The following is a 22,860-nucleotide window of genomic DNA, read 5'->3' on the forward strand; positions in this document are numbered from 1 at the left end:
CGATTGAGTACCGTACTTGAACCTGGGCAGATCGAAGCATCGGCCGTCATGCCGCCGTTTCTGCACCTGCCGCCAGGCAACCTCTTCGACGTGCGGGCGGCTCGCCTGGAGCGCCTGGCCCAGGGCCATGCCATGGGCGACTATTTGCTGTTGATCGCGCGGCTATGCCGAATCCAGCAGCAGCTTGTGGATAACCCGCCTAGCGCGCTGCCTGTTGCCCAGGAGCGCCAACGCCTGTGCATAAGTCACGGGCTACCGCCCCTGGCGGCTGACAGCCTTGTGCGCGAAGGCGCATGGCTGGGTTGGTTGCAGGCGCTGCTCGATCATTTCGATGAGCCGGGCCAAGGCCCGCTGCAAGAAGCACTGCACACGCTGCGCATCAGTGACGATACCCAGCGCAAGGGTTGGGCAATTGCCCTGCTCAGCGGCCAGTACGATGCCGTGCCCCCTGCACTGGTGCCGTTCGTGGGCGCAGCCCTGCAGGCTGCCTGGTCAAGCTGGTTGCTGGCACTGCCAAGTACCGAACTCAAGCCCGCTGCCAGCCTTGCCCAATGCCCGGCATGCGGTTCGCCGGCCATGGCGGGCGTGGTACGTAACCGTGGCAAGCACAACGGCTTGCGTTACCTTGCCTGTTCGTTGTGCGCCTGCGAGTGGCACGTGGTGCGGGTCAAGTGCGTGTATTGCGACTCCAGCAAAGACCTGCGCTACAGCGCGCTCGACGATGACCGTCACGGGCCCGGCAAAGCGCCGCTGCGTGCCGAGTGTTGCCCAGGGTGCAACAGCTACCTCAAGCAACACTATCTGGAAAATGACGCAGCAGCCGAAGCCTTGGCCGACGACCTGGCCAGCCTGGCCCTGGACATGCGCCTGGACGAGGAGGGGTACCATCGTCTGGCACCCAACCTGATGGTCTCGCCCGGCTAGCGGTTGATTGTCTACACTGTGAGACCGAGTTGCCTTGCGCTGGCAAGCGCCCTTGACACGGATTTCGAAGGTTCTCGAACCTGCGGATGTCTGCGTTACCGTCGCTTGCCTTCCACAAGGCCAGCAGACAATGGACCCGTCCAAGGTAGTACCGCATGTCCTCCAGCTTAGCCAGCGTCACGCCTCGCCTGCCTTCCATCGATACACTCCTGCGCCACCCGGCTTGTCTAGCGCTGATCGAGCGTTACGGCCGTGAAGCTGTTCTGTCGACCTTGCGGCACTTGCTGGACGATTTGCGCGACCTCGTCCGCAATGGCCAGCTCGGTGCTGCCGAGGTGGCGCCCGAGGTACTGCTGGGCCGCGCCGGCGAACGCCTCGATGTCAACCAGCGCAGCCAGGTTCGCCGCGTGTTCAACCTCACTGGCACGGTGTTGCACACCAACCTGGGCCGCGCCTTGCTGCCTGAAGAAGCCATCGAGGCCATGGAGTGCGCAGCGCGCTACCCACTGAACCTCGAGTTTGACTTGAGCACGGGCAAGCGCGGTGATCGCGATGACCTGATCGAGGGGTTGATCCGCGAACTGACCGGCGCCGAGGCCGTCACCGTGGTGAACAACAATGCAGCCGCTGTGTTGCTGGCGCTCAACAGCCTGGGCGCCCGCAAGGAAGGCATCATCTCCCGTGGCGAACTGATCGAGATCGGTGGCGCCTTCCGGATACCCGACATCATGGCCCGGGCTGGCGTCAGGTTGCATGAGATCGGCACCACCAACCGCACCCACGCCCGCGACTATGAGGCCGCCATCAGCCCGCGCACCGGGTTGCTGATGCGCGTGCACTGCAGCAACTACAGCATCCAGGGCTTCACCACCCAGGTACCCACCACGGAGCTGGCCCGTATAGCCCGCCAGCACGGCCTGCCGCTACTCGAGGACCTGGGCAGTGGCAGCCTGCTGGACCTCAAGCGCTGGGGCCTACCGGCCGAACCGACGGTGCGCCAGGCATTGAGCGATGGCGCCGACATTGTCACCTTCAGTGGCGACAAGCTGCTGGGCGGCCCGCAAGCGGGGATCATCGTTGGGCGCAAGGACTTGATCGCCAGGATCAAGAAGAACCCGCTCAAGCGCGCCTTGCGCGTGGATAAGATCACCCTAGCCGCCCTGGAGGCCGTACTGGCGCTGTACCGCAACCCTGATCGCCTGGCCGAGCGCCTGCCCAGCCTGCGCCTGCTCACGCGTGCCCAGGCAGAGATTCATACCCAGGCCCTGCGCGTGGCGCCAGCGTTGCAAACCTGCCTGGGCGAGCAGTGGTGCGTCAGCGTACAGCCGACGCTGGGCATGATCGGCAGCGGCAGTCAGCCTGTCGCACGCTTGCCCAGCGCCGCCTTGTGCGTGCGTGCGCAGGTGTCCAAGCGTCTGCGCGGGCGCAGCCTGCATGCCTTGGAGCGCGCGCTGCGCGAGTTGCCGGTGCCGGTGCTTGGGCGCATCGACGACGATGCACTGTGGCTGGACCTGCGCCAGCTGGACGATGAACCCCAATGGCTGGCGCAGCTGCCAGGCCTGCAATTGGGGGCCTTGCAGTGATTGTCGGGACCGCCGGGCACATCGATCACGGCAAGACGGCGCTGCTGCAAGCGCTTACGGGCCAGGCCGGGGACCACCGCCAGGAGGAACAGGCCCGTGGCATGACCATCGACCTGGGTTATCGCTACGCGTCGCTGGCCGAGCAGGCGCCACTGACTGGCTTCATCGACGTGCCGGGCCATGAGCGATTTATCCACAACATGCTGGCCGGTGCCCACGGTATAGACCTGGTGCTGCTGGTGGTGGCGGCAGACGATGGGGTCATGCCGCAGACCCGCGAGCACCTGGCGATCATCGAACTGTTGGGCATTCCCCAGGCGCTGGTGGCCATCAGCAAGTGCGACCGGGTCGAGCCCGCACGCGTGGAAGCGGTGAAGCAGCAAGTCAGCCAACTGCTGGCGCCTGGCCCGTATGCCGACGCGCCGCAATTTCCCGTATCCAGTACCGCGGGCACCGGTATCGACGCCTTGCGCCAAGCCCTGCTGGCGGCAGCGCCCCATGCCCGCCGTCGCAGTGTGGCCGGAGGCTTTCGCCTTGCCGTGGACCGGGCGTTCGCCGTCACGGGCGCGGGGGTAGTGGTGACTGGCACGGCGCTGGCAGGGCGGATCACCGCTGGCGACACGTTGCTGCTGGGCAAGGCCGGCAGGCCGGTGAGGGTGCGCGGTTTGCATGCCCAGAATCAGCCCGCGCTGGTGGCGGAGGCAGGGCAGCGTGTGGCGCTCAACATAGCCGCCGAGCGCCTGGCGGTGGACCAGATACGCCGAGGAGATTGGCTGGTGCCGCAGTGGTTGCACGCGCCCAGCACCCGCATCGATATTGACTTGAGCCTGCTGCCCGGCCAAGCCCGTGCCTTCGAGCATTTCAGTGCGGTGCACGTGCACCTGGGTACCCAGGACGTAACTGCCAGGGTGGCTTTACTCGAAGGGCAGAGCTTGGCGGCGGGGCAGCGCATGTTCGCACAGTTGCTGCTCAACGCCCCCTTGCAAGCGGTGCATGGCGACCGCCTGGTGCTGCGCGATCAGCGCGCTCAATACACGCTTGGCGGCGGCACGGTCCTGGACCCGTTCGCCCCCAGTCGACAACGCCGCAGCGCCGAAAGGCTGCAACAGTTGCAGGTGCTGCGCGACTGTGCGGGCCTTGAGCAGGCCTTGCCGGGTTTGCTTGCCAGCGCACCGGGTGGGCTGGACCCACAGCGCTTGGAGCGACAGTTCAATCGCCTGCGTGACAGCTGGCAATTACCCGACGACGTACTCGTGATCGCCACCCGCCAAGGCCAGTTGCTGTTCGCCGCAAGGCAATGGCAGGCGCTCAAGCAACGTGTGCTGGCCCAATTGGCGGCCTTTCATGAGCAGGAGCCTGATCAATTGGGCCCGGACCGTGACAGACTGCGCCGTTTCGCGGCGTTGCCATTGGACAGGCCGGGGTTCGTCAGTTTACTTGAGCAGTTGCTGGCCGAGGGCGCAGTGGCCAGCAGCGGCCCCTGGCTGCACTTGCCTGATCATCAGGTCCAGCTCAGTGCCGCAGATGAGGCGCTCTGGGCCCGCCTGCAGCCCAGACTGCTGGCCGCAGCCTACGATCCGCCTTGGGTCAGGACGTTGGCGAGCGAGGAAAAGTGCGCTGAGGCCGATGTACGCCTGCTACTGCGCAAGCTCGCACGCCTGGGGCTGCTGCACCAGGTGGTGCGGGACCTGTTCTACCCAGAACCGACTCTACAGCGTATGGCAGAGCTGCTGCAGCGTCACATGGGTGACACGCCGGTAGTGCAGGTTGCTGCATTTCGCGATATGTTGGGCATCGGTCGCAAGCGCAGTGTACAGATCCTGGAGTATTTCGACCGGATCGGCCTGACCCGCAGGGTCGGCGATCAGCGGTACATCCGCAGTGACAGTGCCCTGGCCCGCTAGCAGGCCAGGCACCCACTTCAAGGAAGGCAATCGCGCCCGGTGGCGCGGCCGGGCTTCAAACCCGGTTGGGGACGGCATCCGTTCCCGGGCAGGTTCGACTCCCGCTGCCTTCCGCCACTTCTAGCGTTCGCCGCACAGGTCCAGGGCAAACCACTGCTCGGCCTCATCCACGTCCAGCCCAGCACCCAACAGCGCGAACATCTTGCCAAGGGCCGCCTCCCGCGTCATGCCGCCCCCGCTGACCAGGCCTGCTGCCCGCAGGCGGCTACCGGCGGCATAGGTATCAAAGACCACGTCGCCTTCCGGGCACTGAGAAATGGCCACCAACATGACCCCACGCTCGCGTGCTGCACGCAAAGTGTCGAGCAGCGCCTGATCATCGGACGGCCCAGTGCCGCTGCCATAGCATTCCAGCAACAAGCCCTGCACGCCGCTGCCGAGCAAAGCGTCCAGATGACCGGCCTGCAAACCAGGGAACACCGGCACCACCGCAAGGTTTACGCGCTGACGGGGCTGCTGGTAACCCAAGTGTGCCGGCAAGGGGGCTACGTGCTCGCTCTGGCGGTGGCGCGGCAGGGCTGCAAAGGCATCGAACGCTTCGCTGCGCAGCTTCGAGGCGCGGCAACCGTGCAGCAGCTTCCCCGCGAAGTACAGCTGCACGCCCGCTTCAAGGGGATGATCGAACTGGCGCAGTGCACCGCACAGGTTGTCCCAGGCATCGCTGCCAGGTGCGCCTGCCGGCAGCATCGAGCCGGTCAGCAGGATGGGAACCGGCAGCCCCAGCAACAGGAACGACAGTGCCGCTGCACTGTAGGCCAGGGTGTCGGTGCCATGCAGTACCAGTACCGCATCATGGTCACGGACCCGCACGGCATCGACGATCGCATCACGCATCGCCAGCCAGTTGTGCTGCTGCATGTTGGCACTGTCGAGCAGTGGGTCCAGTTCCTGGAGCGTCCAGGTGACTTCGGGGGCGTCGGCCATCACGGCGAAATGATCGCGCATGCGGGACTCGAAGCCGCCGGATGGGGCGAGGCCTTCCGGGGTTTCGAGCATGCCGATGGTGCCACCGGTGTAGAGCACGAGGAGGTTCTTTACTGCGCGCATGGAAAGCGTCCGTAGCGATGAACGGGAAAGAAGAGCCGCGCTTTGGAGGGAAGGCTAGTGGGGCCGCAATGCGGCCCCTGGTGACTCAAACAACTGGCACAACCCTCGCTAGGGCGGCTGGCGATGTCAGCCTATCAGCGCAGCGGCTGAGCCTGGCCGACAGCTTTGTCAGCGGCTGTTTCCACCTGCGGGTTGGCAGGCCATGCATTGCGGTCCAGGTCCAGGTCGGCGAACTTGGCCGAATCGAACACGGGCTGCTTGATGCCAGCCTTGCGCTGGTCATCGTAATCGCGCATCACACGCAGGCCGACCTTGAACAGCAAGGCCAGGGCCATCAGGTTGACGAAGGCCAGGCACGTCATGGTTATGTCGGCGAAGGCGAACACGGTGGTCAGGTCCTGCATCGAGCCCCACACGACCAATGCCAGTACCAGGGCACGGAAGCCCATCAATACAGCCCGGTTACGGCTGAGGAACTGCAGGCTGTTCTCGCCCAGGTAGTAGTTGTAGAGGATGCAGGTGAACACGAACAGCGACAGCGCCACGCTCACGAAGATACGGCCCCAGTCGCCTACCACGGCTGCCAGCGAGTTCTGGGTCAGGACAATGCCGTCACCCTCGAAACCAGGGGTGTAGAAGCCCGACAGCAGGATCAGCAGCGCGGTGCAGGTGCAGATCACGAACGTATCGAGGAACACGCTGAACGCCTGTACCACGCCCTGGGCACCTGGGTGCTTCACGGCTGCGACGGCGGCTACGTTCGGTGCACTGCCAAGGCCGGCTTCGTTGGCGAACACGCCACGCTTCACGCCCATGACGATGGCGCTGCCCAGCAGGCCGCCGAACGCGGGGTCAAGACCGAAAGCGCTCTTGAAGATGGTTTCGAGCATGGCCGGCACGTGTTCGATCTGGGTGCCGATCACGTACAGGGTCACGCCGATGTAGGCCAAGGTCTTGATCGGTACGAGCAGGTCGGACACCGCCGCGATGCGCTTGATGCCACCAATGAAGGTGATGGCCAGCAGTACTGCCAGCACGATGCCGGTGTGGCGCGGATCGAAGTGGAAGGCGTTTTGCAGCGAATGGGTCACGGTGTACGACTGCAGGCCAATGAAGGCGAAGCCATAGGTGACCAGCAGCAGGATCGAGAAGACGATCGCCATGCCCTTGTACTTCAGGCCATGCTGAATGTAGTAGGCCGGGCCGCCACGGTACAGGCCATCGCCGTCGGCGCGCTTGTACACCTGGGCTAAGGTACATTCGAAGAAGCTGCTCGACATGCCCACCAGCGCGGTGACCCACATCCAGAACACGGCACCTGGGCCGCCCAGGGTCACGGCGATGCCGACCCCAGCAATGTTACCGGCGCCCACTCGGCCGGCCAGGCTCAGCATCAGGGCCTGGAATGAACTCAGTTGGCCTGCCTGGCCACGCAGCGATTCCTTGAACACACCGAACATGTGTGCGAAGTGGCGGAACTGGACGAACCGGGAACGGAGGGTGAAGTAGCTACCCAGCCCCACGATCAGCACGATGAGCAGTTTCCCCGAAAGGAAATCGTTGAGTACTTCGAGCATTGGAAAATGACCTCGATTCTTATTCTTCGTGTGGAAAGACCAGCGGCCGGCAGGCGTGCCGCTATTCGTTGGGGCGCATGGTTGGCCATGACAAGAGTCGTTACAATTTCGCGGCTTGGTCTTAATTGATGCGACTTGATGCTAAACTGGCGCTATTCGCGTCACGTAGGCCATTGTCATGAGCGAGCATTTCGCTACCAATCTCAAGCTGGCTTGCAGCCACTACCGCTCTATCTCCGAAGTTTGCCGCCAACTGTCGATCAATCGCGCCCAGTTCAACAAATACCTGAGCGGGCAAAGCCGTCCGACGGCTTACAACCTCAAACGCATTGGCGATTTCTTCGGGGTGGAGGAATACGAGCTCGACCTGCCCGCCGATCAGTTTTCACGCTTGATCGGCGCGCGAGTACCGTCCTCGGTCGAGCAAACCGGCGATCCGATCAGCGAGCTGTTTCGGCCTCTGCATGATCACGCGGGCAACCTGTCGCGTTACTGCGGGTATTACTTCGAGTACTCCAATTGCATGTCGGTGCCGGGTACGGTCCTGGTATCACTGGTGCATCTGTGGGAGGAGGGCGGGCGCTTTCTGTTCGAGCGCCAGGAGCGGCAGGAGCGGTCGAGCGCAACGGACCTGCATGCCGAAGTGCGTTGTCGGTACCTGGGGGCTGCTTTCCAGTTGCAGGACCGGGTGTTCCTGATCGACTACGAATCGCTTACCTACAACGAGATGAGCCAGACCATTCTCATCCCCAGCTTCAAAAGCCGTATCACCCGCCTCAACGGCCTCAAGGCCGGCGTGTCCAGCGGCGACCGGCGCAATCCCGCCTGTACCCGAGTGGTGTGGGAGTACCTGGGGCAGGAGATCAATCGCATCAACGCCTACCGCCAGGTAAAACTGTACCGGCCTGATGACCCCCGCATAGATGAAGACATCCGCGAGCGATTGGATGTGGGCCCGCTCAGGAATGGGTTGTTTGAAGTCGAGTAGGTGGTCGCGTCATGTGTGCTCGAGGAAAAAGTTGGCCACGGGGCAACCTTCTCCCGCAGCAATGCCCATACGGCCCCACGTTGGACTTCCCCGCCCGGAAACCGCAAAATGGCCGCTTTCCCTTACAACCTCCGGATCTGCTGACTCTATGCGTATGCGCCTAATGCTGTTGGGTGGTGGCAATGCCCTCGGGCAAGCGCTGATTCGTCTTGGGGCCGAGGAGGACATCGCTTTCATGGCGCCGCGCCCTCCAGAGGAGGGCTGGGCGCCTGCCAGCCTTACCCAGTTGCTCGACGATCATCGTCCCGACGCCGTGGTCAACCTGGCGTATTACTTCGACTGGTTCCAGGCCGAGTCGGTCAGCGAGCAGCGCCTGGCGCTTCAGGAACGCGCCGTGGAGCGGCTGGCAGAGTTGTGCCAGCACCACCAGATCACGCTGGTCCAGCCCTCGAGCTACCGGGTGTTCGATGGCTCGCGTGCCACCGCCTACAGCGAAAAGGACGAGCCATTGCCGCTTGGCCTGCGCGGGCAGGCGCTCTGGCGTATCGAACAAAGCGTGCGTGCGGCCTGCCCGCAACATGTGCTGTTGCGGTTCGGCTGGGTGCTGGACGAAAGCATCGATGGCCTGCTTGGCCGTTTCCTGACGCGCGCCGAGCTACCCCAGGAATTGCTGCTGGCCGATGATCGGCGTGGCAACCCGACACCCGTCGACGATGCGGCCAGGGTCATTCTCTCGGTGCTCAAGCAACTGGACTGCAATTCGCCGTTGTGGGGTACCTACCACTACGCCGGGAACGAAGCGACCACGCCTGTGGCGCTAGGCCAGGCGATCCTCGCCGAGGCCGGCCAGCATCGACAGCTCGCGGTGCAGACGCCAACGCCGCAGGCCCATGCCGCGCGCCCGGATGCCAGCGAAGAGCCGCAGAACGCAGTGCTGGCCTGCAAGAAAATCCTTCACACCTTCGGTATCAAGCCCCGTGCCTGGCGTGCAGGCTTGCCGCCTCTTCTGGACCGGTTCTATCGCCATGGCTGATGCCCCCATCCTGATCACCGGCGGTGCCGGCTTCATCGGCTCTCACCTGAGCGACGCCTTGCTGGCGCGTGGCTACGCCGTGCGCATTGTCGACGACCTCTCCACGGGCAAGCGCGACAACCTGCAACTGGGCCACCCCCTGCTTGAGCTTGTCGAGGGGGACGTTGCCGACGCCGAATTGGTCCAACGCGCAGCGGCAGGCTGCCAGGCCGTGGTGCACTTGGCTGCGGTGGCCTCGGTGCAGGCTTCGGTCGACGATCCGGTGCGCACGCACCAGAGCAATTTCATCGGCACGCTCAACGTGTGCGAAGCCATGCGTGTTCACGGGGTGCGTCGCGTGTTGTTCGCGTCCAGTGCAGCGGTCTATGGCAACAACGGTGAAGGCCAGTCCATTGCCGAAGATACGCCCAAGGCGCCGCTGACACCGTATGCCGTGGACAAGCTGGCCAGCGAGCAGTACCTGGACTTCTACCGGCGCCAGCATGGGCTTGAGCCTGTGATATTCCGGTTCTTCAACATCTTCGGGCCGCGGCAGGACCCTTCCTCGCCTTATTCGGGCGTCATCAGCATCTTCAGCGAGCGTGCACTGCAAGGTCAGCCAATCACCGTGTTCGGTGACGGCGAGCAGACGCGGGACTTCCTGTATGTGGGTGACCTGGTACAGGTCATGGTGCAGGCGCTCGAGCAAGCGCAGGTCGAGGAGGGGGCCGTGAACATCGGTCTCAACCAGGCCACGTCACTGAACCAGATGCTCGCTGCGCTCCAGCAGGTGGTGGGCAGCTTGCCCGCAGTCAGCTATACCACGCCGCGCTCGGGCGACATCCGCCATTCGCGTGCGGACAACAGGCGGTTGCTGGCTCGCTTCGACTTCAAGCGGGCCACCTCGATGGTGGAGGGGCTGTCCCGGTTGTTGGGCAAGCTCCGTTAGCGACCGATGGGCGCCCAGTCCGGCGCTCAGTACGACAGTAACGAAACGGGGCGGCCTTGGCCGCCCCGTGTGTTTTACAGCGCTCGATCAGAACTTGTAGCCCAGGCCGACCATGTAGACCCAAGGGTCCACGTCCACGTCGACCTTGGTCTTGCTATAGCCCAAGGCGCTCGGGCCGTTCACGCTGGCCTTGGTGTCGATGTCCACATACCAGACAGCGGCGTTGACCAGCAGGTTGTCGGTGATCATGTAGTCCATGCCCAGCTGGCCGGCGAACCCGACCGAATCCTGCAGTTTCAGGTTGCTGAACCCTTGTTGCTTGCGGTTGCTGCTCAGGTCTTCATCGAAGAACAAGGTGTAGTTGATGCCCACGCCCGCATAGGGTTGGAACTTCGACGACGCCTCCATCGGGTAGTACTGCAACGAAAGGGTTGGCGGCAGTTGCTTGATGTCGGCCAGCTTGCCATCCAGCCCACCGCCCAGCCCTTTCACCCCTACCGTGTGCTTGAACGGCGTGGCTGCCAGCAATTCCAGACCAATGTGGTCGGTGAGCATGTAGGCGAATGCCAGACCCAGCTGGGTATCGCTGTCCAGGGTCGCCTTGGTGCCTGCCACTTTGTTGCCGTCGAACTTCAGGTCGCTGCTGCTCTCGTTGGGCGCAGTGGTGATGGCGCCAGCACGTACGATGAAATCACCGGGTTGATAAGCGTGCGCAGCCGGGGCGGTGAGTGCCAGGGCCACGAGTGAGGCACCGAGCAAGGACTTGTTCATGGAAGCTCCCAAAGGACGTTGATAATCGTGTAGTCCAATGGTACGGATGCAACTAAACAGAAAGTTTGACCCAGCTCAAAGAAGCGTCTGCACCGGCCTTCGGAAGGCTCATCTGAGTTCGTAGGCGTAGATCTTCTCGGCTTCCATCTGGTAACCCGCCTCAGCCAGTTCGCTGCTCGAGGGTTTGACATGCATCGTGCCCTCTATCCAGTAGGGCTGATACAGATCTTCGACCCGTACGCCCATTTCACTGACGATGTGCACAATCTGGTTCGACGGGGGCGGGGGCACGTGGATACACGCACCGTAGTACGGCACCAGCAGAAATTCGGTGGTGCGGCCTTGCTCATTGACCTCCAGCGGCACGATGTAGCCCGGCAGCTTGATCTGCTGGCCATCGAGGCTGTTCACCACGGGTGCAGCAGGCGCCTGCTGGCGCGCGGCCGGGGCGGACTCGGCAGACAGTGCATCGCTGAGCTGCGACATGTCATGCAGGGGCACCAGTTGCGGCGCGACGACCGGTGCGCCTTCTGGGATCAGGGCGGGCCAGTCGAGCTCTCTGGGCTGCGATGCCCACGCAGGTACCGCAAGCATCACGAGCAGCGAAAAAAGCAGGCGCCGGGCGGGGCTACCGGTTGGCAGGCGGGCCCCCATACGGCATGTCCATGCGCTTGCAAGCGCATGGAGAGCCCCGAGGCAGGCAGTGAGAAATCGGATCATCACAGGCTCTCAAAGGTGGATCGACAAACCATCTGCCAACGACTGCCGATAGGCTCGCCATGCCGGAACGCTGCCCATCAACAGCGCTGCGCCAAGGATGATAGCCAGCAACGACCATTCATGCGTGCTGGGCCAGGCCAATGGCAGGTACAAGCCATAGTTGGCCTGCACGTAACCCTGGGCCAGGGCGATGCCGGCGTACAGCAGGCCAAGCCCGGCAACGATCCCGGCCGTTGCCAGCGCCAGAGCTTCAAGTACCAGCAGCCCGGCGATGTGCCATGGTCGTGCACCTACCGAGCGCAGGATCGCCATTTCCCGGCGGCGCTCGTTCAGACTGGTAAGAATCGCCGTGAGCATGCCGATCAGCCCGGTCAGCACAACGAACAGCGAGACCACGAACAGGGCTTGTTCGGCAGTGCCCATCAGGCTCCACAACTCCTGCAACGCCACCCCCGGCAAAATCGCCAACAGCGGCTCGCTGCGGTATTCATTGATTTCGCGCTGCAGGCTGAAGGTAGCGATCTTATTGTTCAAGCCCAGCATGAACGCCGTGATCGCAGCGGGTTGCAGGTCCATGCCACGCGCCTGTTCTGCACTGATGCGTCCCGCACCTCGGGCCGGCACGCCGTTGTGCCAGTCGATATGGATCGCCTCCATGCCGGCGAGGCTGATGTGCAAGGTGCGGTCAACCGGCGTGCCGGTGCGCTTGAGTACACCGACCACGGTAAATGGTTTGTCGTCGTGCTTGACCAGGCTGATCGCCGCCACGCCATGGGCCAGCACCAGTTTGTCGCCCAGCTTGTAGTGCAAGGCGTCAGCAACCTCCGCGCCCAGTACCACTTCGAAAGGATCGTCGGCAAATTCCCGGCCCTCGCGCAACGCCAGGTGCTGCTTGCGCCCGTACTGATAGTGGTCGAAATAGGCGCCGGTGGTGCCCATCACCCGATAGCCGCGGTGCGAGTCGCCCAGCGAGATGGGGATCGCCCACTTCACCCGTGGGTCCTGGGCGTAGTGCTGGTAGCTGTCCCAGCGTATGTTGTTGGTGGCATTGCCGATGCGAAACACCGAGTACAGCAGCAGGTTCACCGAACCTGAACGCGCACCGACAATCAGGTCAGTACCACTGATGGTGCTGGCAAAGCTGGCGCGGGCTTCGGTGCGCACCCGTTCGACAGCCAGCAGCAGGCAAACCGACAAGGCGATGGCAAACGCGGTCAGAAAGGCGGTGAAGCGGCGGTTGGCCAGGCTGGCCAGGGCAAGGCGAAGCAGATACATCAGGCCTCCCGGGGCTTGGCGGCGCGATTGAGCTCGGCCAGGGACAGGTGTCGGTCGAACAGCGGGGCCAGGCTCTGGTCATGACTGACGAACAGCAAGCTAGAGCCTGCCGCGCGGCATTCATCGAACAGCAACGCGATGAACGCTTCGCGGGTATCGGCATCCAGCGCTGATGTGGGTTCATCGGCGATCACCAGCTCGGGTTGGCCGATCAAGGCGCGGGCGGCGGCGACGCGTTGCTGCTGGCCGATCGACAGGCTGTCGGCTCGCCGCGTGAGCAACTGCGGATCGCCCAGGCCCAAGTGGGCAAGCAGTTCGCGGGCGGCCTGGTCGACGCTACCGTGGCGCTCGTCGGCACGCTGGGCGCGGCTGCGCGAGAAACGACAGGGCAGCTCGACATTTTCCCGCACCGAGAGAAACGGCAGCAGGTTGAATTGCTGGAAGATGTAGCCGGTGTGGTCCACACGAAAATGGTCGCGGGCACCTTGGCCGAGTAGGGCCAAGTCCTGCCCAAGCAGTTGGATTCGCCCACGGCCTGGCCGGTTGACCCCGCCGAGCAGGCCTAGCAGGGTGGTCTTGCCACTGCCGCTTGGGCCCTTGAGAAACACGGCTTCACCGGCTTGCAGTTCAAAGGCCGGGATATCCAGCAACGGCGGTTGTCCCGGCCAGGCGAACGCCAGGTCTTGCAGGTGGATCAGCGGCTGGTTCATTCAGAGTGTGACCACAGCCTTGGTTGGCGCGGTTTCCACCCCCTTCTGGCCGTTCGGGCCGATCAATTGCACATTGATTTTCTGCGTGGCGGGGAAGGCCTTGAACAGCGGCGACAGGTCGATCTGAGTGAGCTTTTCGGGCGCTGTGCAGGTGAGTTGGTAATGGGCGTTGATGTCGCTGTGAACGTGGCCTTTTTCGTGCTCGTCGGCATCATCGTCCGCCTTGGCGGCATCCCCAAACAGCGGGCTTTGCAGTTCTTGCTGGTCTGGTGTGCAACCCGCGGCCGCTGTCAAGGCGAACAACTTCAGGGGCTGTTCCAACTGCTGACGCACCGCGGCCACCTTGGCCTTGTCGGCATCGCTGCTGGCCATGTGCTCGAAGCCGACCAGGTTCATCGCCGGGCTGTCCAGCTCAAGCTCCAGGGTATTGCCGTCAAGCACGGCATTGAGCTTGGCCACGCCATGCTCATGGGCGGCAAGCGTGCCATGGCCGTGATCATGCTCATGTTCTCCGTGGGCATGGGCCGTCATGGCCAATGGCAAGCAGGCGAAGGGCAAGGCTAGCAGCAGACGACGCATGGGCGACTCCAAGAGCGGATTGTAGGAGTAGTTATGTTATAACGATTGTTTGGCAGGCCGCCAGCCTCGTGGCTCAGGTTTCATGTTGCGGTAGCATGGCGACAATGACTTGAGCGAGGACCTACAGTGAGAATTCGTGGAACGATCGGTAAGTGGCCGGTGGACTTGACCATCGAGCTTGATCCCCAGGAATGGGCGCAGTTGGCACGGCCAGCCGAACAGCTCCCCGCTTCGACACCCCAGCCAGCTGCCGCGGTGCCTCCCGCAGCAGCAAAGGATGATGGGCCGTGGCGGGTAGCCTGCGAATTATTGCGCACGGCTGGCCGGATGGAGGGGCCTGAGCTGCTTGAGCATTTGCAGGGCCTCACGGGGGACTTTGGCGCAGCCAAGCGGTTGCTGGTGCGGTTGCGGCACCATGGGCAAGTGCGGGTGTTCAGTGAGGGCGAAACGCCGGTGTATGTGTGGCAGGCCGGCGAAAAGGCGTAGACGACCTCGAACGGCGTGACAAGCGTGTCAGTGGCCGGCTCACGGGGCAAGGCGGAGCAACCCAGGCAACAGGTGCTGGGCCTGATCAGTACCGAGCCGCTCGTATCCCAGAGCAGAGTTTGAGCACTAGGGCATGAGCAGGGTGGCGTACCTTGCTCATGCCTCCACGCCTGATAAGCGTCAGTACATCGCTGCAAACAGCTTACGGCGATACGTACCCACCAGCGGATGGGCACTGCCGAGCAACTCGAACACCTGTAGCAATGCCTTGTGTGGCAGCCCGTTTTCGTAACCGCGATTGCGCTGGAACAGCTTGAGCAGGCTTTCGAGCGCGGGCTCGTACTGCTGGCGTGCCAGCTGCTGAATGCACAATTGGTACGTGGCTTCGTCATCCTGTGGATTCTGCGCCAGGCGACTTTTCAGGTCGGCAACCTCCGGCAGGCTGGCGGCCTGGCGCAGGAACGTCAGTTGCGCCTTGGCGCCGGCCAGAGCGGCCTTGTGGTCCTCTGTCTTGACCGCATCCAACACCACCTGGGCTTCGCCCAGTTCACCGCGCTCGGCCAGACAGCGGGCGTACAGAATCAGGCCTTCGGCGTTGCTGTTGTCTTCGGCAAGCAATTGCTGCAGCACGGCTTCGGCTTCGCCAAAACGGCTTTCGGCGAACAGCGCCTGCGCCTGTTCCAGCGGCGAAGCGGTGGGTGGCGCCGGCAGCTGCACATGCGGCTCGAGCATGGCGCGAATCGCCGATTCCGGCTGGGCGCCGGCAAAGCCGTCGACCGGCTGGCCATCCTTGAACAGCACCACGGTCGGCAGGCTGCGGATGCCGAATTGCGCCACTACCTGCTGCTCGACGTCGCAGTTGATCTTGGCCAGCAGCAGTTCGCCCTGGTACTCCTCGGCAATTTTCGCCAGAAGCGGCATTAGAGCCTTGCACGGCGCGCACCATTCGGCCCAGAAATCGACCAGCACCGGCTTGTGGAATGAGTTCTCGATCACCAACTGCTGGAAGGTAGCATCGGTGGCATCGAAGATGTATGGGGTGTCCTGGCTCATCGCGACTCTCGCAAATCCGTGAATGACACCACTATAAAGGCTCGCGGCTGGCGTGGTACAGGCTGACCCGGCGGAATTCGTGCGGCTCGGCCAGGTCCGGAAGGGTCAAGGCGTCGAGCACCCCGAGCGATCGGTACAAAGGGTGGCTGAAGTCCCGCACGCGCGAGTCGGCTACCAGTACCTGTCGGCCCCGGTCGAGGAAGGCATCGAGCAGCGGCAGGTTGGCGCGGTCGTAGAGCACATCGGCCACCAGGATCAGGTCAAAACGGTCATCTTCGGCAAAAAAGTCGCTGCTGTAGCCCAGTTCTACCTCGTTAAGGGCGGCGTTGGCACGGCAGGCGTCCAAGGCGAGCGGATCAAGGTCGCAGGCCACGACCTCCAGCGCACCTGCACGGGCGGCGGCAATGCCGGCGATGCCGGAACCGGCGCCAAAATCGAGCACCCGCTTGCCGGCTACCCACTCCCGGTGCTCGGCCAGGTAGCGCGCCATGGCCAGGCCACTGGCCCAGCAGAAGCTCCAGTACGGCGGGTCTTCGAGAATGCGCCGGGTTTCTTCACTGCTGAAGGCGCGGTCCATGTTCTGGTCATCGATCAGCCATAGTTTCAACGTGCAGCCGGGCAGGTCGCTGATCACCAGCCGTGCTTCGCCAATCAGGCCGCTCAGGGCCTGTTGCAATGCCACTGGCGCCACTTACGGTGCCTTTTCGAACTGCAGCGGGCCGGTGGCCTGGGTCTGTGCCTGGGTGATGCGCAGCGGCGGCAAGTGCATGATCAACTGGCCAGAGCGGCTGGCTCGTCCGCGCAGCTCCACCCTGGCGCCGGCCGGAAATGCCTCGGGATTGAAGCGCAGCTGGTAGGGCAAGGCCTGTCCGGTACCCGGCAGGGTGCTACTGGCCAGCAGCTGTTGCGGCCGATCGCGCTCATCGATCACCAGCAGGGCAAGTTCCACCTCTGCGCCTGCGGGGATTCCCAGCAACGTGCCGCTCAGCTCGCGCTGATAAGCCGGCAAGGGGCCAAGCGGCTGGGCCTTTTTGGCCACCTTGGCGGGCGCCGGGGCAGGCGGTTGTTCGGTCTTGGGCCGGTCACTGCCGCAGGCGGTGAGCAGGGCGGCGCAGCACAGCACGGCAAGCGCGCGAAGAGGCATGGGGTAGTCCTTCAGGGGCAGAATTGCGTGGATGTTAACCCCTTTGGCTTGTCTTGCCAGTGGGATGCGCTACCATGGCCCTCCCTTTTTTTGTTGCCTGCCACCATGCACTGTCCGTTTTGCGGTGCCAACGACACCAAGGTCATCGACTCGCGCCTGGTCGCCGAGGGCGAGCAAGTGCGGCGCCGTCGCGAATGCGTCGCCTGCGGCGAGCGCTTCACCACCTTCGAAACCGCCGAGCTGGTACTACCCCGGCTGATCAAGCAGGACGGTACTCGCCAGCCCTTCGACGAAGACAAGTTGCGGGCCGGCATGCAGCGTGCGCTGGAAAAACGCCCTGTCAGTGTCGAGCGCCTCGAAGCCGCCCTGGCCCACATCAAGAGTCGGCTGCGGGCCACCGGTGAGCGCGAGGTCAAGTCGCTGGTGGTGGGCGAGCTGGTGATGGGCGAGTTGCGCAAGCTCGATGAAGTGGCCTACATCCGCTTCGCCTCGGTTTATCGGCGCTTCCAGGACCTTGACGAATTCCGCGAAGAAATCGACCGCCTGGCCCGTGAGCCAGCCAAAGAGTGAGCATGCAAACCCCCGCAGCTGTGCTTGACGCCCATTACATGGCCCGCGCGCTTGAGTTGGCGCGCAAGGGGCTCTACACCACCCACCCCAACCCGCGTGTGGGCTGCGTCATCGTCCGCGATGGCGAGGTGGTGGGCGAGGGCTGGCATGTACGCGCCGGGGAGCCACACGCCGAGGTGCATGCGCTTGCCCAGGCAGGCGAGCGTGCGCGGGGCGGCTGTGCCTATGTCACCCTCGAACCCTGCAGCCACCATGGCCGTACGCCGCCGTGTGCCGAAGCCTTGGTCAAGGCCGGTGTGGCGCGGGTGGTGGCCGCCATGCAGGACCCGAATCCCCAGGTGGCCGGGCAAGGCCTGCAGCGGCTTGCCCAGGCCGGTATCGACGTGGCCAGCGGGGTGCTCGAAGCGCAGGCACGGGCACTCAACCCTGGGTTTCTCAAGCGCATGGAGCAGGGGTTGCCGTTCGTGCGCGCCAAGCTGGCCATGAGCCTGGATGGTCGTACCGCCATGGCCAGCGGCGAAAGCCAGTGGATCACCGGCCCTGCGGCGCGTTCTGCCGTGCAGCGCCTGCGGGCGCGCTCAAGCGTGGTGCTGACCAGTGCAAGCAGCGTGCTGGCTGACGGTGCACGCATGACGGTGCGTGGCGCCGAGTTGGGCCTGGACGCCGAAACCACCGCGCTTGCCCTGAGCCGGGCACCGCTGCGGGTGCTGGTCGATGGCCGTTTGCGCTTGCCCTTGCAGGCACCATTCTTCCAGGCCGGCTCGGCGCTGGTGGTGACCGCCGTCGCAGATGACCCACGTTATGCCGCTGCCGGCCATGAACTGCTTAGCCTTCCGGGTGACAATGGCCATGTCGACCTGCGTGCCCTGCTTCAAGCCCTGGCCGCCCGTGGCGTCAACGAAATCCTGCTGGAAGCCGGCGCAGGTCTGGTGGGTGCCTTCGCCCAGCAAGGCCTTGTCGACGAGTACCAGCTGTTCATGGCCGGCACCTTCCTGGGCTCAAGCGCACGTCCCCTGCTGGACTGGCCACTGAACCGCATGAGCGAGGCACCGCGGCTGCAGATCACCGACATGCGCGCAGTAGGCGATGACTGGCGGGTCACAGCCGTACCGCTGCCTGCTCCCGGCGTATAATGCGCGGCTTGCCCCGCGCACACCGTTTTGAGGAAGACCCATGTTCACCGGCATCATCGAATCCATCGGCACCATCCGCAGCCTGACGCCCAAAGGCGGCGACGTGCGCGTGCACGTCGACACCGGCAAGCTCGACCTGGGTGACGTCAAGCTTGGCGACAGCATCGCCGTCAATGGCGTGTGCCTGACGGCAGTGGAATTGCCAGGCAACGGCTTCTGGGCCGATGTCAGCGTAGAGACCCTCAAGCGCACGGCCTTCGTCGACCTGAAAAGTGGCAGCAAGGTCAATCTTGAAAAAGCGCTGACGCCCACCACCCGCCTGGGGGGGCACCTGGTCAGCGGCCACGTCGACGGCGTGGGTGAAATCATCTCGCGCAGCGATAACGCCCGCGCCATCCAGTTTCGCGTGCGTGCGCCGCGAGAACTGGCCAAGTACATCGCCCACAAGGGTTCGATCACCGTCGATGGCACCAGCCTGACGGTCAATGAGGTCAATGGCGCCGAATTCGAGCTGACCATCGTCCCGCACACCCTGTCCGAAACCATCATGGCCGACTACCGCGCAGGGCGTCGGGTTAACCTTGAGGTCGACCTGCTGGCCCGTTACCTGGAGCGCTTGCTGCTGGGCGACAAGGCGGCCGAGCCGAGCAAGGGCAGTGGCATCACCGAAAGTTTCCTGGCCGCCAACGGCTTCTTGAAATCCTGATTGAGAAGGGGGTGCCGCGTGGCGCTCAACAGCATCGAAGAACTGGTCGAAGACATCCGCCAGGGCAAAATGGTCATCCTGATGGATGACGAAGACCGCGAGAACGAAGGCGATATCATCATGGCAGCCGAATGCTGCCAGCCCGAGCACATCAACTTCATGGCCAAGCACGCCCGTGGCCTGATCTGCATGCCAATGACCCGCGAACGTTGCGAAACCCTCAAGCTGCCGCTGATGGCGCCGCGCAATGGTTCGGGTTTCGGCACCAAGTTCACCGTTTCGATCGAGGCGGCCGAAGGGGTCACCACCGGCATCTCCGCCGCCGACCGTGCCCGCACCGTGCAAGCGGCTGCCGCCCGGGACGCCAAGGCTGAAGACATCGTCAGCCCCGGGCATATCTTCCCGCTCATGGCTCAGCCAGGCGGTACGCTGGCACGCGCCGGGCACACCGAGGCAGCCTGCGACCTGGCACGCATGGCCGGGTTCGAACCCAGCGGCGTGATCTGCGAGGTGATGAACGACGACGGCACCATGTCGCGCCGCGCCGAACTGGAAGTGTTCGCGGCCGAGCACGGCCTGAAGATCGGCACCATCGCCGATCTCATTCACTACCGCATGATCCACGAGCGCACCGTGCAGCGGGTCTCCGAGCAGTCGGTGGAAAGCGAGCTGGGCGAGTTCAACCTGGTCACCTACCGCGATGCGGTGGAAGGTGACGTGCACATGGCCTTGACCCTGGGCACCATCTGCGCCGAAGAGCCCACCCTGGTGCGGGTGCACAACATGGACCCGCTGCGTGACCTGCTGCTGGTCAAGCAGCCGGGCCGCTGGAGCCTGCGCGCCGCCATGGCCGCCGTGGCCGAAGCCGGAAGCGGTGTGGTGCTGCTGCTGGGGCACCCGCTTGATGGCGACGTGCTGCTCGCGCATATCCGCGAAAGCGCAGGCGATGCACCGGCCAAGACCCCGACCACCTACAGCACCGTGGGTGCCGGTTCGCAGATCCTGCGTGACCTGGGTGTGCGCAAGATGCGCCTGATGAGTTCGCCGATGAAGTTCAATGCGATATCCGGATTCGACCTGGAAGTTGTAGAATACGTGCCCTCCGAGTGACTTGAGGCGGCAATGACGCCCTGCAGCTCGAGTCCATACCCCTGTCGAGGCCGCCAGCAAGCGGCCTTGCGTTTGAAGATGAGAATATCGCAATGACCCTGAAGACCATCGAAGGTACCTTCATTGCCCCCAAAGGTCGCTATGCTTTGGTGGTTGGCCGCTTCAACAGCTTCGTTGTCGAAAGCCTGGTAAGTGGTGCCGTTGATGCCCTGGTACGCCATGGCGTCAGCGAAAACGACATCACCATCATCCGTGCGCCTGGCGCGTTCGAGATTCCGCTGGTTGCCCAGAAGGTCGCCCAGCAGGGTGCTTACGACGCGATCATCGCACTGGGCGCTGTGATCCGTGGCGGCACCCCGCACTTTGAATACGTGGCGGGCGAGTGCACCAAGGGCCTGGCCCAGGTGTCCATGGAGTTCGGTGTCCCTGTGGCGTTCGGCGTACTGACCGTCGACTCCATCGAGCAGGCCATCGAGCGTTCCGGCACCAAAGCCGGCAACAAAGGTGCAGAAGCCGCCCTGTCTGCCCTGGAAATGGTAAGCCTGCTGGCGCAGTTGGAGGCCAAGTGATTAGCGACGAAAGCGATCGTTTCAACCCGCGCGATCCCAAACCTGCGGATGCCGGCAAGCCATCGAAGAGCGCCAAGCGCCGTGAAGCCCGCAAGCTCGCGACCCAAGCGCTGTATCAATGGCACATGGCGCAGCATTCGTTGAACGAGATCGAAGCGCAGTTTCGGGTCGATAACGATTTTGCGGATGTCGACGGCGCCTACTTCCGTGAAATCCTGCATGGCGTTCCGGCCATCAAGGACGAAATCGACAGTGCGCTCAAGCCCTGCCTGGACCTGAGCCTCGACGAGCTCGACCCGGTCGAACTGGCCGTGTTGCGTCTGTCCACTTGGGAATTCATCAAGCGCATCGACGTGCCTTATCGCGTTGTGATCAACGAAGGCGTCGAGCTGGCCAAGGTCTTCGGCGCCACCGACGGTCACAAGTTCGTCAACGGCGTGCTCGACAAACTGGCACCGACGCTGCGCGAAGTCGAAGTCAAGGCGAACAAGCGCTAATTGCGGCGCAGCCTGGCCATGGGTGAGTTCGAGCTGATCAACCGTTACTTCGCCTCCGCGCACTGTGCAGTGCACGGCGAGGGCGAAGGGGTGGCGCTGGGCATCGGTGACGACTGTGCCCTGTTGGATCTCCCTCCCGGTGAGCAGTTGGCCGTCTCGACCGACACCCTGGTAGCCGGCGTGCATTTCCCTGCCGTCTGCGACCCGAAGCTGCTGGGGCAGCGCTGCCTGGCCGTCGCTGTCAGTGATCTGGCCGCCATGGGCGCCACTGCGATCGGCTTCACGCTGGCCCTTACCCTGCCTGACGTCAGCCACGATTGGTTGGAGGAGTTTTCGGCAGGGCTCAGCCGCATGGCACACCGTTGCCGCATGAGCCTGATTGGCGGTGACACGACCCGGGGTCCGTTGAGCATCACCGTGACGGTGTTCGGCCGTGTGCCCACCGGGCAGGCATTACGACGCACTGGCGCCCAGCCAGGCGACCTGCTGTATGTCGGTGGCTCGCTGGGTAAGGCCGCTGGCGCCTTGCCCCTGGTGCTCGGGCAGCGCCAGGCACCGCCGGCCGTGGCAGCGCCGCTGCTGGCCCACTATTGGGCGCCCATGCCGCAGCTCACCCTCGGTGCCTTGCTCAGAGGGTACGCTACGGCGGCACTCGATATTTCCGATGGCTTGCTAGCCGATTGCGGTCATATCGCCAAGGCCTCTGGCGTGGCGCTCGAGGTGAACCTGGCACAAGTGCCGGTGTCCCCCGAAGTGGAGGCGTTCCTGGGGCGCGAGGCGGCCGTGCAGGCAGCGCTCGCCGGTGGTGACGACTACATCCTAGCGTTCACGGCACCCCCGGACGCCTTGACGCACCTTGCGCACTTTGGCTTCATCCAGGTCTACCCCATTGGCCGCGTACTGCAAGGGCAGGGCGTGTCCCTGCGCGACGCGCACGGTCAGGACATCACGCCTCGGCAGCGGGGCTACCAACACTTTAGGGAGATACCGTGACCGACCACCCCAATCAGGTGCCTGCGGAGTTCGTTCCGCCATCGGTCTGGCGCAACCCTTGGCACTTCATCGCGTTCGGGTTCGGCTCCGGCACCTTGCCCAAGGCGCCTGGCACCTGGGGCTCGCTGGTGGCGATACCCTTCATTCCGCTCTGGCAGATGCTGCCCGATTGGGGCTACTGGCTGGTACTGGGTATCACCATGCTGTTCGGCTTTTGGCTGTGCGGCAAGGTGGCCAATGACTTGCGCGTGCATGATCATGAAGGCATCGTCTGGGACGAAATGGTCGGCATGTGGATTACGCTGTGGCTGGTGCCCGATGGCTGGCAGTGGCTGTTGGCGGGCTTTCTGATGTTCCGCTTCTTCGACATCCTCAAGCCTTGGCCCATCCGTTGGATTGATCGTCACGTCCATGGCGGCGTCGGCATCATGCTCGATGACGTGCTGGCCGGCGTCTTCGCCTGGTTGGGCATGCAGGTTCTGGTATGGGCTGTCGCATAG

At 63.8% G+C, this 22,860-nt stretch carries 25 protein-coding genes and 1 tRNA gene; 16 read left to right on the forward strand and 10 right to left on the reverse strand.

Going from position 1 to position 22,860, the window contains the following annotated elements; genetic code table 11:
* Positions 1 to 3: 3 nt before the first annotated feature.
* From fdhE to FS777_RS15430, 4 genes are all read left to right on the forward strand, one after another.
* Entirely contained in the window at positions 4 to 924 is a 921-nt protein-coding gene (fdhE, locus tag FS777_RS15415; protein ID WP_058603956.1) for a formate dehydrogenase accessory protein FdhE, read from the forward strand.
* A 155-nt stretch (positions 925 to 1,079) separates the two neighbouring features.
* Positions 1,080 to 2,507, forward strand: coding sequence for an L-seryl-tRNA(Sec) selenium transferase (selA, locus tag FS777_RS15420; RefSeq protein ID WP_145256256.1), 1,428 nt, complete (start codon positions 1,080 to 1,082; stop codon positions 2,505 to 2,507).
* The gene (gene selB, locus FS777_RS15425) at positions 2,504 to 4,411 is read left to right on the forward strand and encodes a selenocysteine-specific translation elongation factor (protein ID WP_058638691.1); all 1,908 of its coding nucleotides are present in this window, start codon (positions 2,504 to 2,506) and stop codon (positions 4,409 to 4,411) included. Before selA ends, selB begins: the two co-directional genes overlap by 4 nt.
* Positions 4,412 to 4,432: 21 nt before the next feature.
* Positions 4,433 to 4,528 (forward strand) — tRNA-Sec (locus tag FS777_RS15430).
* Positions 4,529 to 4,531: 3 nt separating this feature from the next.
* Here FS777_RS15430 and FS777_RS15435 read toward each other — a convergent pair.
* Both FS777_RS15435 and FS777_RS15440 read right to left on the reverse strand, forming a co-directional pair.
* Entirely contained in the window at positions 4,532 to 5,518 is a 987-nt protein-coding gene (locus tag FS777_RS15435) for an asparaginase (protein ID WP_058638681.1), read from the reverse strand.
* A 134-nt stretch (positions 5,519 to 5,652) separates the two neighbouring features.
* Entirely contained in the window at positions 5,653 to 7,095 is a 1,443-nt protein-coding gene (locus FS777_RS15440) for a sodium:alanine symporter family protein (RefSeq protein ID WP_058638680.1), read from the reverse strand.
* 178 nt (positions 7,096 to 7,273) lie between these two features.
* Between FS777_RS15440 and FS777_RS15445 the strand changes: the two genes are divergently transcribed.
* From FS777_RS15445 to FS777_RS15455, 3 genes are all read left to right on the forward strand, one after another.
* Positions 7,274 to 8,083, forward strand: coding sequence for a helix-turn-helix transcriptional regulator (locus tag FS777_RS15445; RefSeq protein WP_145256259.1), 810 nt, complete (start codon positions 7,274 to 7,276; stop codon positions 8,081 to 8,083).
* Positions 8,084 to 8,231: 148 nt separating this feature from the next.
* The gene (locus FS777_RS15450; protein WP_033695074.1) at positions 8,232 to 9,116 is read left to right on the forward strand and encodes a sugar nucleotide-binding protein; all 885 of its coding nucleotides are present in this window, start codon (positions 8,232 to 8,234) and stop codon (positions 9,114 to 9,116) included.
* Positions 9,109 to 10,044 carry an NAD-dependent epimerase/dehydratase family protein gene (locus tag FS777_RS15455; RefSeq protein WP_058603962.1) on the forward strand — a complete coding sequence of 312 codons (936 nt, stop codon included), beginning with the start codon at positions 9,109 to 9,111 and terminating at the stop codon, positions 10,042 to 10,044. Before FS777_RS15450 ends, FS777_RS15455 begins: the two co-directional genes overlap by 8 nt.
* An 87-nt stretch (positions 10,045 to 10,131) precedes the next feature.
* On the opposite strand, the gene FS777_RS15460 is transcribed toward FS777_RS15455, so the two are convergent.
* The 5 genes from FS777_RS15460 to FS777_RS15480 form a co-directional block, all read right to left on the reverse strand.
* On the reverse strand, positions 10,132 to 10,815 hold the full coding sequence (locus FS777_RS15460; protein WP_100852333.1) for an OmpW family protein: 684 nt from the start codon (positions 10,813 to 10,815) through the stop codon (positions 10,132 to 10,134).
* Positions 10,816 to 10,923: 108 nt separating this feature from the next.
* Positions 10,924 to 11,409: a DUF3299 domain-containing protein gene (locus tag FS777_RS15465; protein WP_372239221.1), complete on the reverse strand. Its 486-nt coding sequence runs from the start codon at positions 11,407 to 11,409 to the stop codon at positions 10,924 to 10,926.
* Positions 11,410 to 11,544: 135 nt separating this feature from the next.
* Positions 11,545 to 12,810, reverse strand: a complete 1,266-nt coding sequence (locus FS777_RS15470; protein WP_058603965.1) for an ABC transporter permease — start codon at positions 12,808 to 12,810, stop codon at positions 11,545 to 11,547.
* Complete coding sequence (locus FS777_RS15475) at positions 12,810 to 13,520, reverse strand: ABC transporter ATP-binding protein (protein WP_145256265.1); 711 nt, start codon at positions 13,518 to 13,520, stop codon at positions 12,810 to 12,812. Before FS777_RS15475 ends, FS777_RS15470 begins: the two co-directional genes overlap by 1 nt.
* On the reverse strand, positions 13,521 to 14,099 hold the full coding sequence (locus FS777_RS15480) for a DUF2796 domain-containing protein (protein ID WP_145256269.1): 579 nt from the start codon (positions 14,097 to 14,099) through the stop codon (positions 13,521 to 13,523). It abuts the gene before it with no gap.
* Positions 14,100 to 14,225: 126 nt separating this feature from the next.
* Here FS777_RS15480 and FS777_RS15485 point away from each other — a divergent pair, with 126 nt between their 5' ends.
* Positions 14,226 to 14,585, forward strand: a complete 360-nt coding sequence (locus FS777_RS15485; RefSeq protein ID WP_058638672.1) for a hypothetical protein — start codon at positions 14,226 to 14,228, stop codon at positions 14,583 to 14,585.
* Positions 14,586 to 14,765: 180 nt separating this feature from the next.
* Here the strand turns inward: FS777_RS15485 and trxA are convergent, their stop codons facing one another.
* The 3 genes from trxA to FS777_RS15500 are packed head-to-tail and all read right to left on the reverse strand — an operon-like array spanning position 14,766 to position 16,782.
* Entirely contained in the window at positions 14,766 to 15,638 is an 873-nt protein-coding gene (trxA, locus tag FS777_RS15490; RefSeq protein ID WP_058603969.1) for a thioredoxin, read from the reverse strand.
* Between the two features lie 31 nt (positions 15,639 to 15,669).
* Positions 15,670 to 16,329 carry a methyltransferase gene (locus tag FS777_RS15495; protein ID WP_078479192.1) on the reverse strand — a complete coding sequence of 220 codons (660 nt, stop codon included), beginning with the start codon at positions 16,327 to 16,329 and terminating at the stop codon, positions 15,670 to 15,672.
* A complete protein-coding gene (locus FS777_RS15500; protein WP_058638671.1) occupies positions 16,330 to 16,782 on the reverse strand; it encodes a YbaY family lipoprotein in 453 nt (150 codons plus the stop codon). It abuts the gene before it with no gap.
* Positions 16,783 to 16,887: 105 nt separating this feature from the next.
* On the opposite strand from FS777_RS15500, the gene nrdR reads away from it, so the two are divergent.
* The 8 genes from nrdR to FS777_RS15540 all read left to right on the forward strand — a co-directional run bounded on the left by nrdR (position 16,888) and on the right by FS777_RS15540 (position 22,860).
* Positions 16,888 to 17,352, forward strand: coding sequence for a transcriptional regulator NrdR (nrdR, locus tag FS777_RS15505; protein WP_027915127.1), 465 nt, complete (start codon positions 16,888 to 16,890; stop codon positions 17,350 to 17,352).
* A 2-nt stretch (positions 17,353 to 17,354) separates the two neighbouring features.
* Entirely contained in the window at positions 17,355 to 18,485 is a 1,131-nt protein-coding gene (ribD, locus tag FS777_RS15510) for a bifunctional diaminohydroxyphosphoribosylaminopyrimidine deaminase/5-amino-6-(5-phosphoribosylamino)uracil reductase RibD (RefSeq protein ID WP_058638670.1), read from the forward strand.
* 40 nt (positions 18,486 to 18,525) lie between these two features.
* Positions 18,526 to 19,191, forward strand: coding sequence for a riboflavin synthase (locus FS777_RS15515; protein WP_023534964.1), 666 nt, complete (start codon positions 18,526 to 18,528; stop codon positions 19,189 to 19,191).
* 18 nt (positions 19,192 to 19,209) lie between these two features.
* Entirely contained in the window at positions 19,210 to 20,301 is a 1,092-nt protein-coding gene (gene ribBA / locus FS777_RS15520; protein WP_023535004.1) for a bifunctional 3,4-dihydroxy-2-butanone-4-phosphate synthase/GTP cyclohydrolase II, read from the forward strand.
* Between the two features lie 92 nt (positions 20,302 to 20,393).
* The gene (gene ribE / locus FS777_RS15525) at positions 20,394 to 20,870 is read left to right on the forward strand and encodes a 6,7-dimethyl-8-ribityllumazine synthase (RefSeq protein WP_023534949.1); all 477 of its coding nucleotides are present in this window, start codon (positions 20,394 to 20,396) and stop codon (positions 20,868 to 20,870) included.
* Positions 20,867 to 21,367: a transcription antitermination factor NusB gene (gene nusB, locus FS777_RS15530; RefSeq protein WP_058603973.1), complete on the forward strand. Its 501-nt coding sequence runs from the start codon at positions 20,867 to 20,869 to the stop codon at positions 21,365 to 21,367. The genes ribE and nusB overlap by 4 nt, the downstream gene beginning before the upstream one ends.
* Before the next feature lie 18 nt (positions 21,368 to 21,385).
* Positions 21,386 to 22,360: a thiamine-phosphate kinase gene (thiL, locus tag FS777_RS15535; RefSeq protein WP_145256344.1), complete on the forward strand. Its 975-nt coding sequence runs from the start codon at positions 21,386 to 21,388 to the stop codon at positions 22,358 to 22,360.
* A complete protein-coding gene (locus tag FS777_RS15540; protein WP_023535011.1) occupies positions 22,357 to 22,860 on the forward strand; it encodes a phosphatidylglycerophosphatase A in 504 nt (167 codons plus the stop codon). The genes thiL and FS777_RS15540 overlap by 4 nt, the downstream gene beginning before the upstream one ends.

The organism is Pseudomonas sp. DE0157 (genome assembly GCF_007678615.1).
Classification (GTDB): domain Bacteria; phylum Pseudomonadota; class Gammaproteobacteria; order Pseudomonadales; family Pseudomonadaceae; genus Aquipseudomonas; species Aquipseudomonas parafulva_B.

Excerpts from the sequence above, each read along its gene's own strand:
- FS777_RS15455 (WP_058603962.1), top strand. The coding sequence starts at position 9,109 with ATGGCTGATGCCCCCATCCTGATCACCGGCGGTGCCGGCTTCATCGGC.
- FS777_RS15435 (WP_058638681.1), bottom strand. The coding sequence starts at position 5,518 with ATGCGCGCAGTAAAGAACCTCCTCGTGCTCTACACCGGTGGCACCATC.
- thiL (WP_145256344.1), top strand. The coding sequence starts at position 21,386 with ATGGGTGAGTTCGAGCTGATCAACCGTTACTTCGCCTCCGCGCACTGT.
- FS777_RS15465 (WP_372239221.1), bottom strand. The coding sequence starts at position 11,409 with ATGCTTGCGGTACCTGCGTGGGCATCGCAGCCCAGAGAGCTCGACTGG.
- FS777_RS15480 (WP_145256269.1), bottom strand. The coding sequence starts at position 14,099 with ATGCGTCGTCTGCTGCTAGCCTTGCCCTTCGCCTGCTTGCCATTGGCC.
- ribE (WP_023534949.1), top strand. The coding sequence starts at position 20,394 with ATGACCCTGAAGACCATCGAAGGTACCTTCATTGCCCCCAAAGGTCGC.
- FS777_RS15440 (WP_058638680.1), bottom strand. The coding sequence starts at position 7,095 with ATGCTCGAAGTACTCAACGATTTCCTTTCGGGGAAACTGCTCATCGTG.
- trxA (WP_058603969.1), bottom strand. The coding sequence starts at position 15,638 with ATGAGCCAGGACACCCCATACATCTTCGATGCCACCGATGCTACCTTC.
- FS777_RS15460 (WP_100852333.1), bottom strand. The coding sequence starts at position 10,815 with ATGAACAAGTCCTTGCTCGGTGCCTCACTCGTGGCCCTGGCACTCACC.
- ribD (WP_058638670.1), top strand. The coding sequence starts at position 17,355 with ATGCAAACCCCCGCAGCTGTGCTTGACGCCCATTACATGGCCCGCGCG.
- FS777_RS15500 (WP_058638671.1), bottom strand. The coding sequence starts at position 16,782 with ATGCCTCTTCGCGCGCTTGCCGTGCTGTGCTGCGCCGCCCTGCTCACC.
- nrdR (WP_027915127.1), top strand. The coding sequence starts at position 16,888 with ATGCACTGTCCGTTTTGCGGTGCCAACGACACCAAGGTCATCGACTCG.
- FS777_RS15450 (WP_033695074.1), top strand. The coding sequence starts at position 8,232 with ATGCGTATGCGCCTAATGCTGTTGGGTGGTGGCAATGCCCTCGGGCAA.
- selA (WP_145256256.1), top strand. The coding sequence starts at position 1,080 with ATGTCCTCCAGCTTAGCCAGCGTCACGCCTCGCCTGCCTTCCATCGAT.
- FS777_RS15470 (WP_058603965.1), bottom strand. The coding sequence starts at position 12,810 with ATGTATCTGCTTCGCCTTGCCCTGGCCAGCCTGGCCAACCGCCGCTTC.
- FS777_RS15475 (WP_145256265.1), bottom strand. The coding sequence starts at position 13,520 with ATGAACCAGCCGCTGATCCACCTGCAAGACCTGGCGTTCGCCTGGCCG.
- FS777_RS15515 (WP_023534964.1), top strand. The coding sequence starts at position 18,526 with ATGTTCACCGGCATCATCGAATCCATCGGCACCATCCGCAGCCTGACG.
- FS777_RS15445 (WP_145256259.1), top strand. The coding sequence starts at position 7,274 with ATGAGCGAGCATTTCGCTACCAATCTCAAGCTGGCTTGCAGCCACTAC.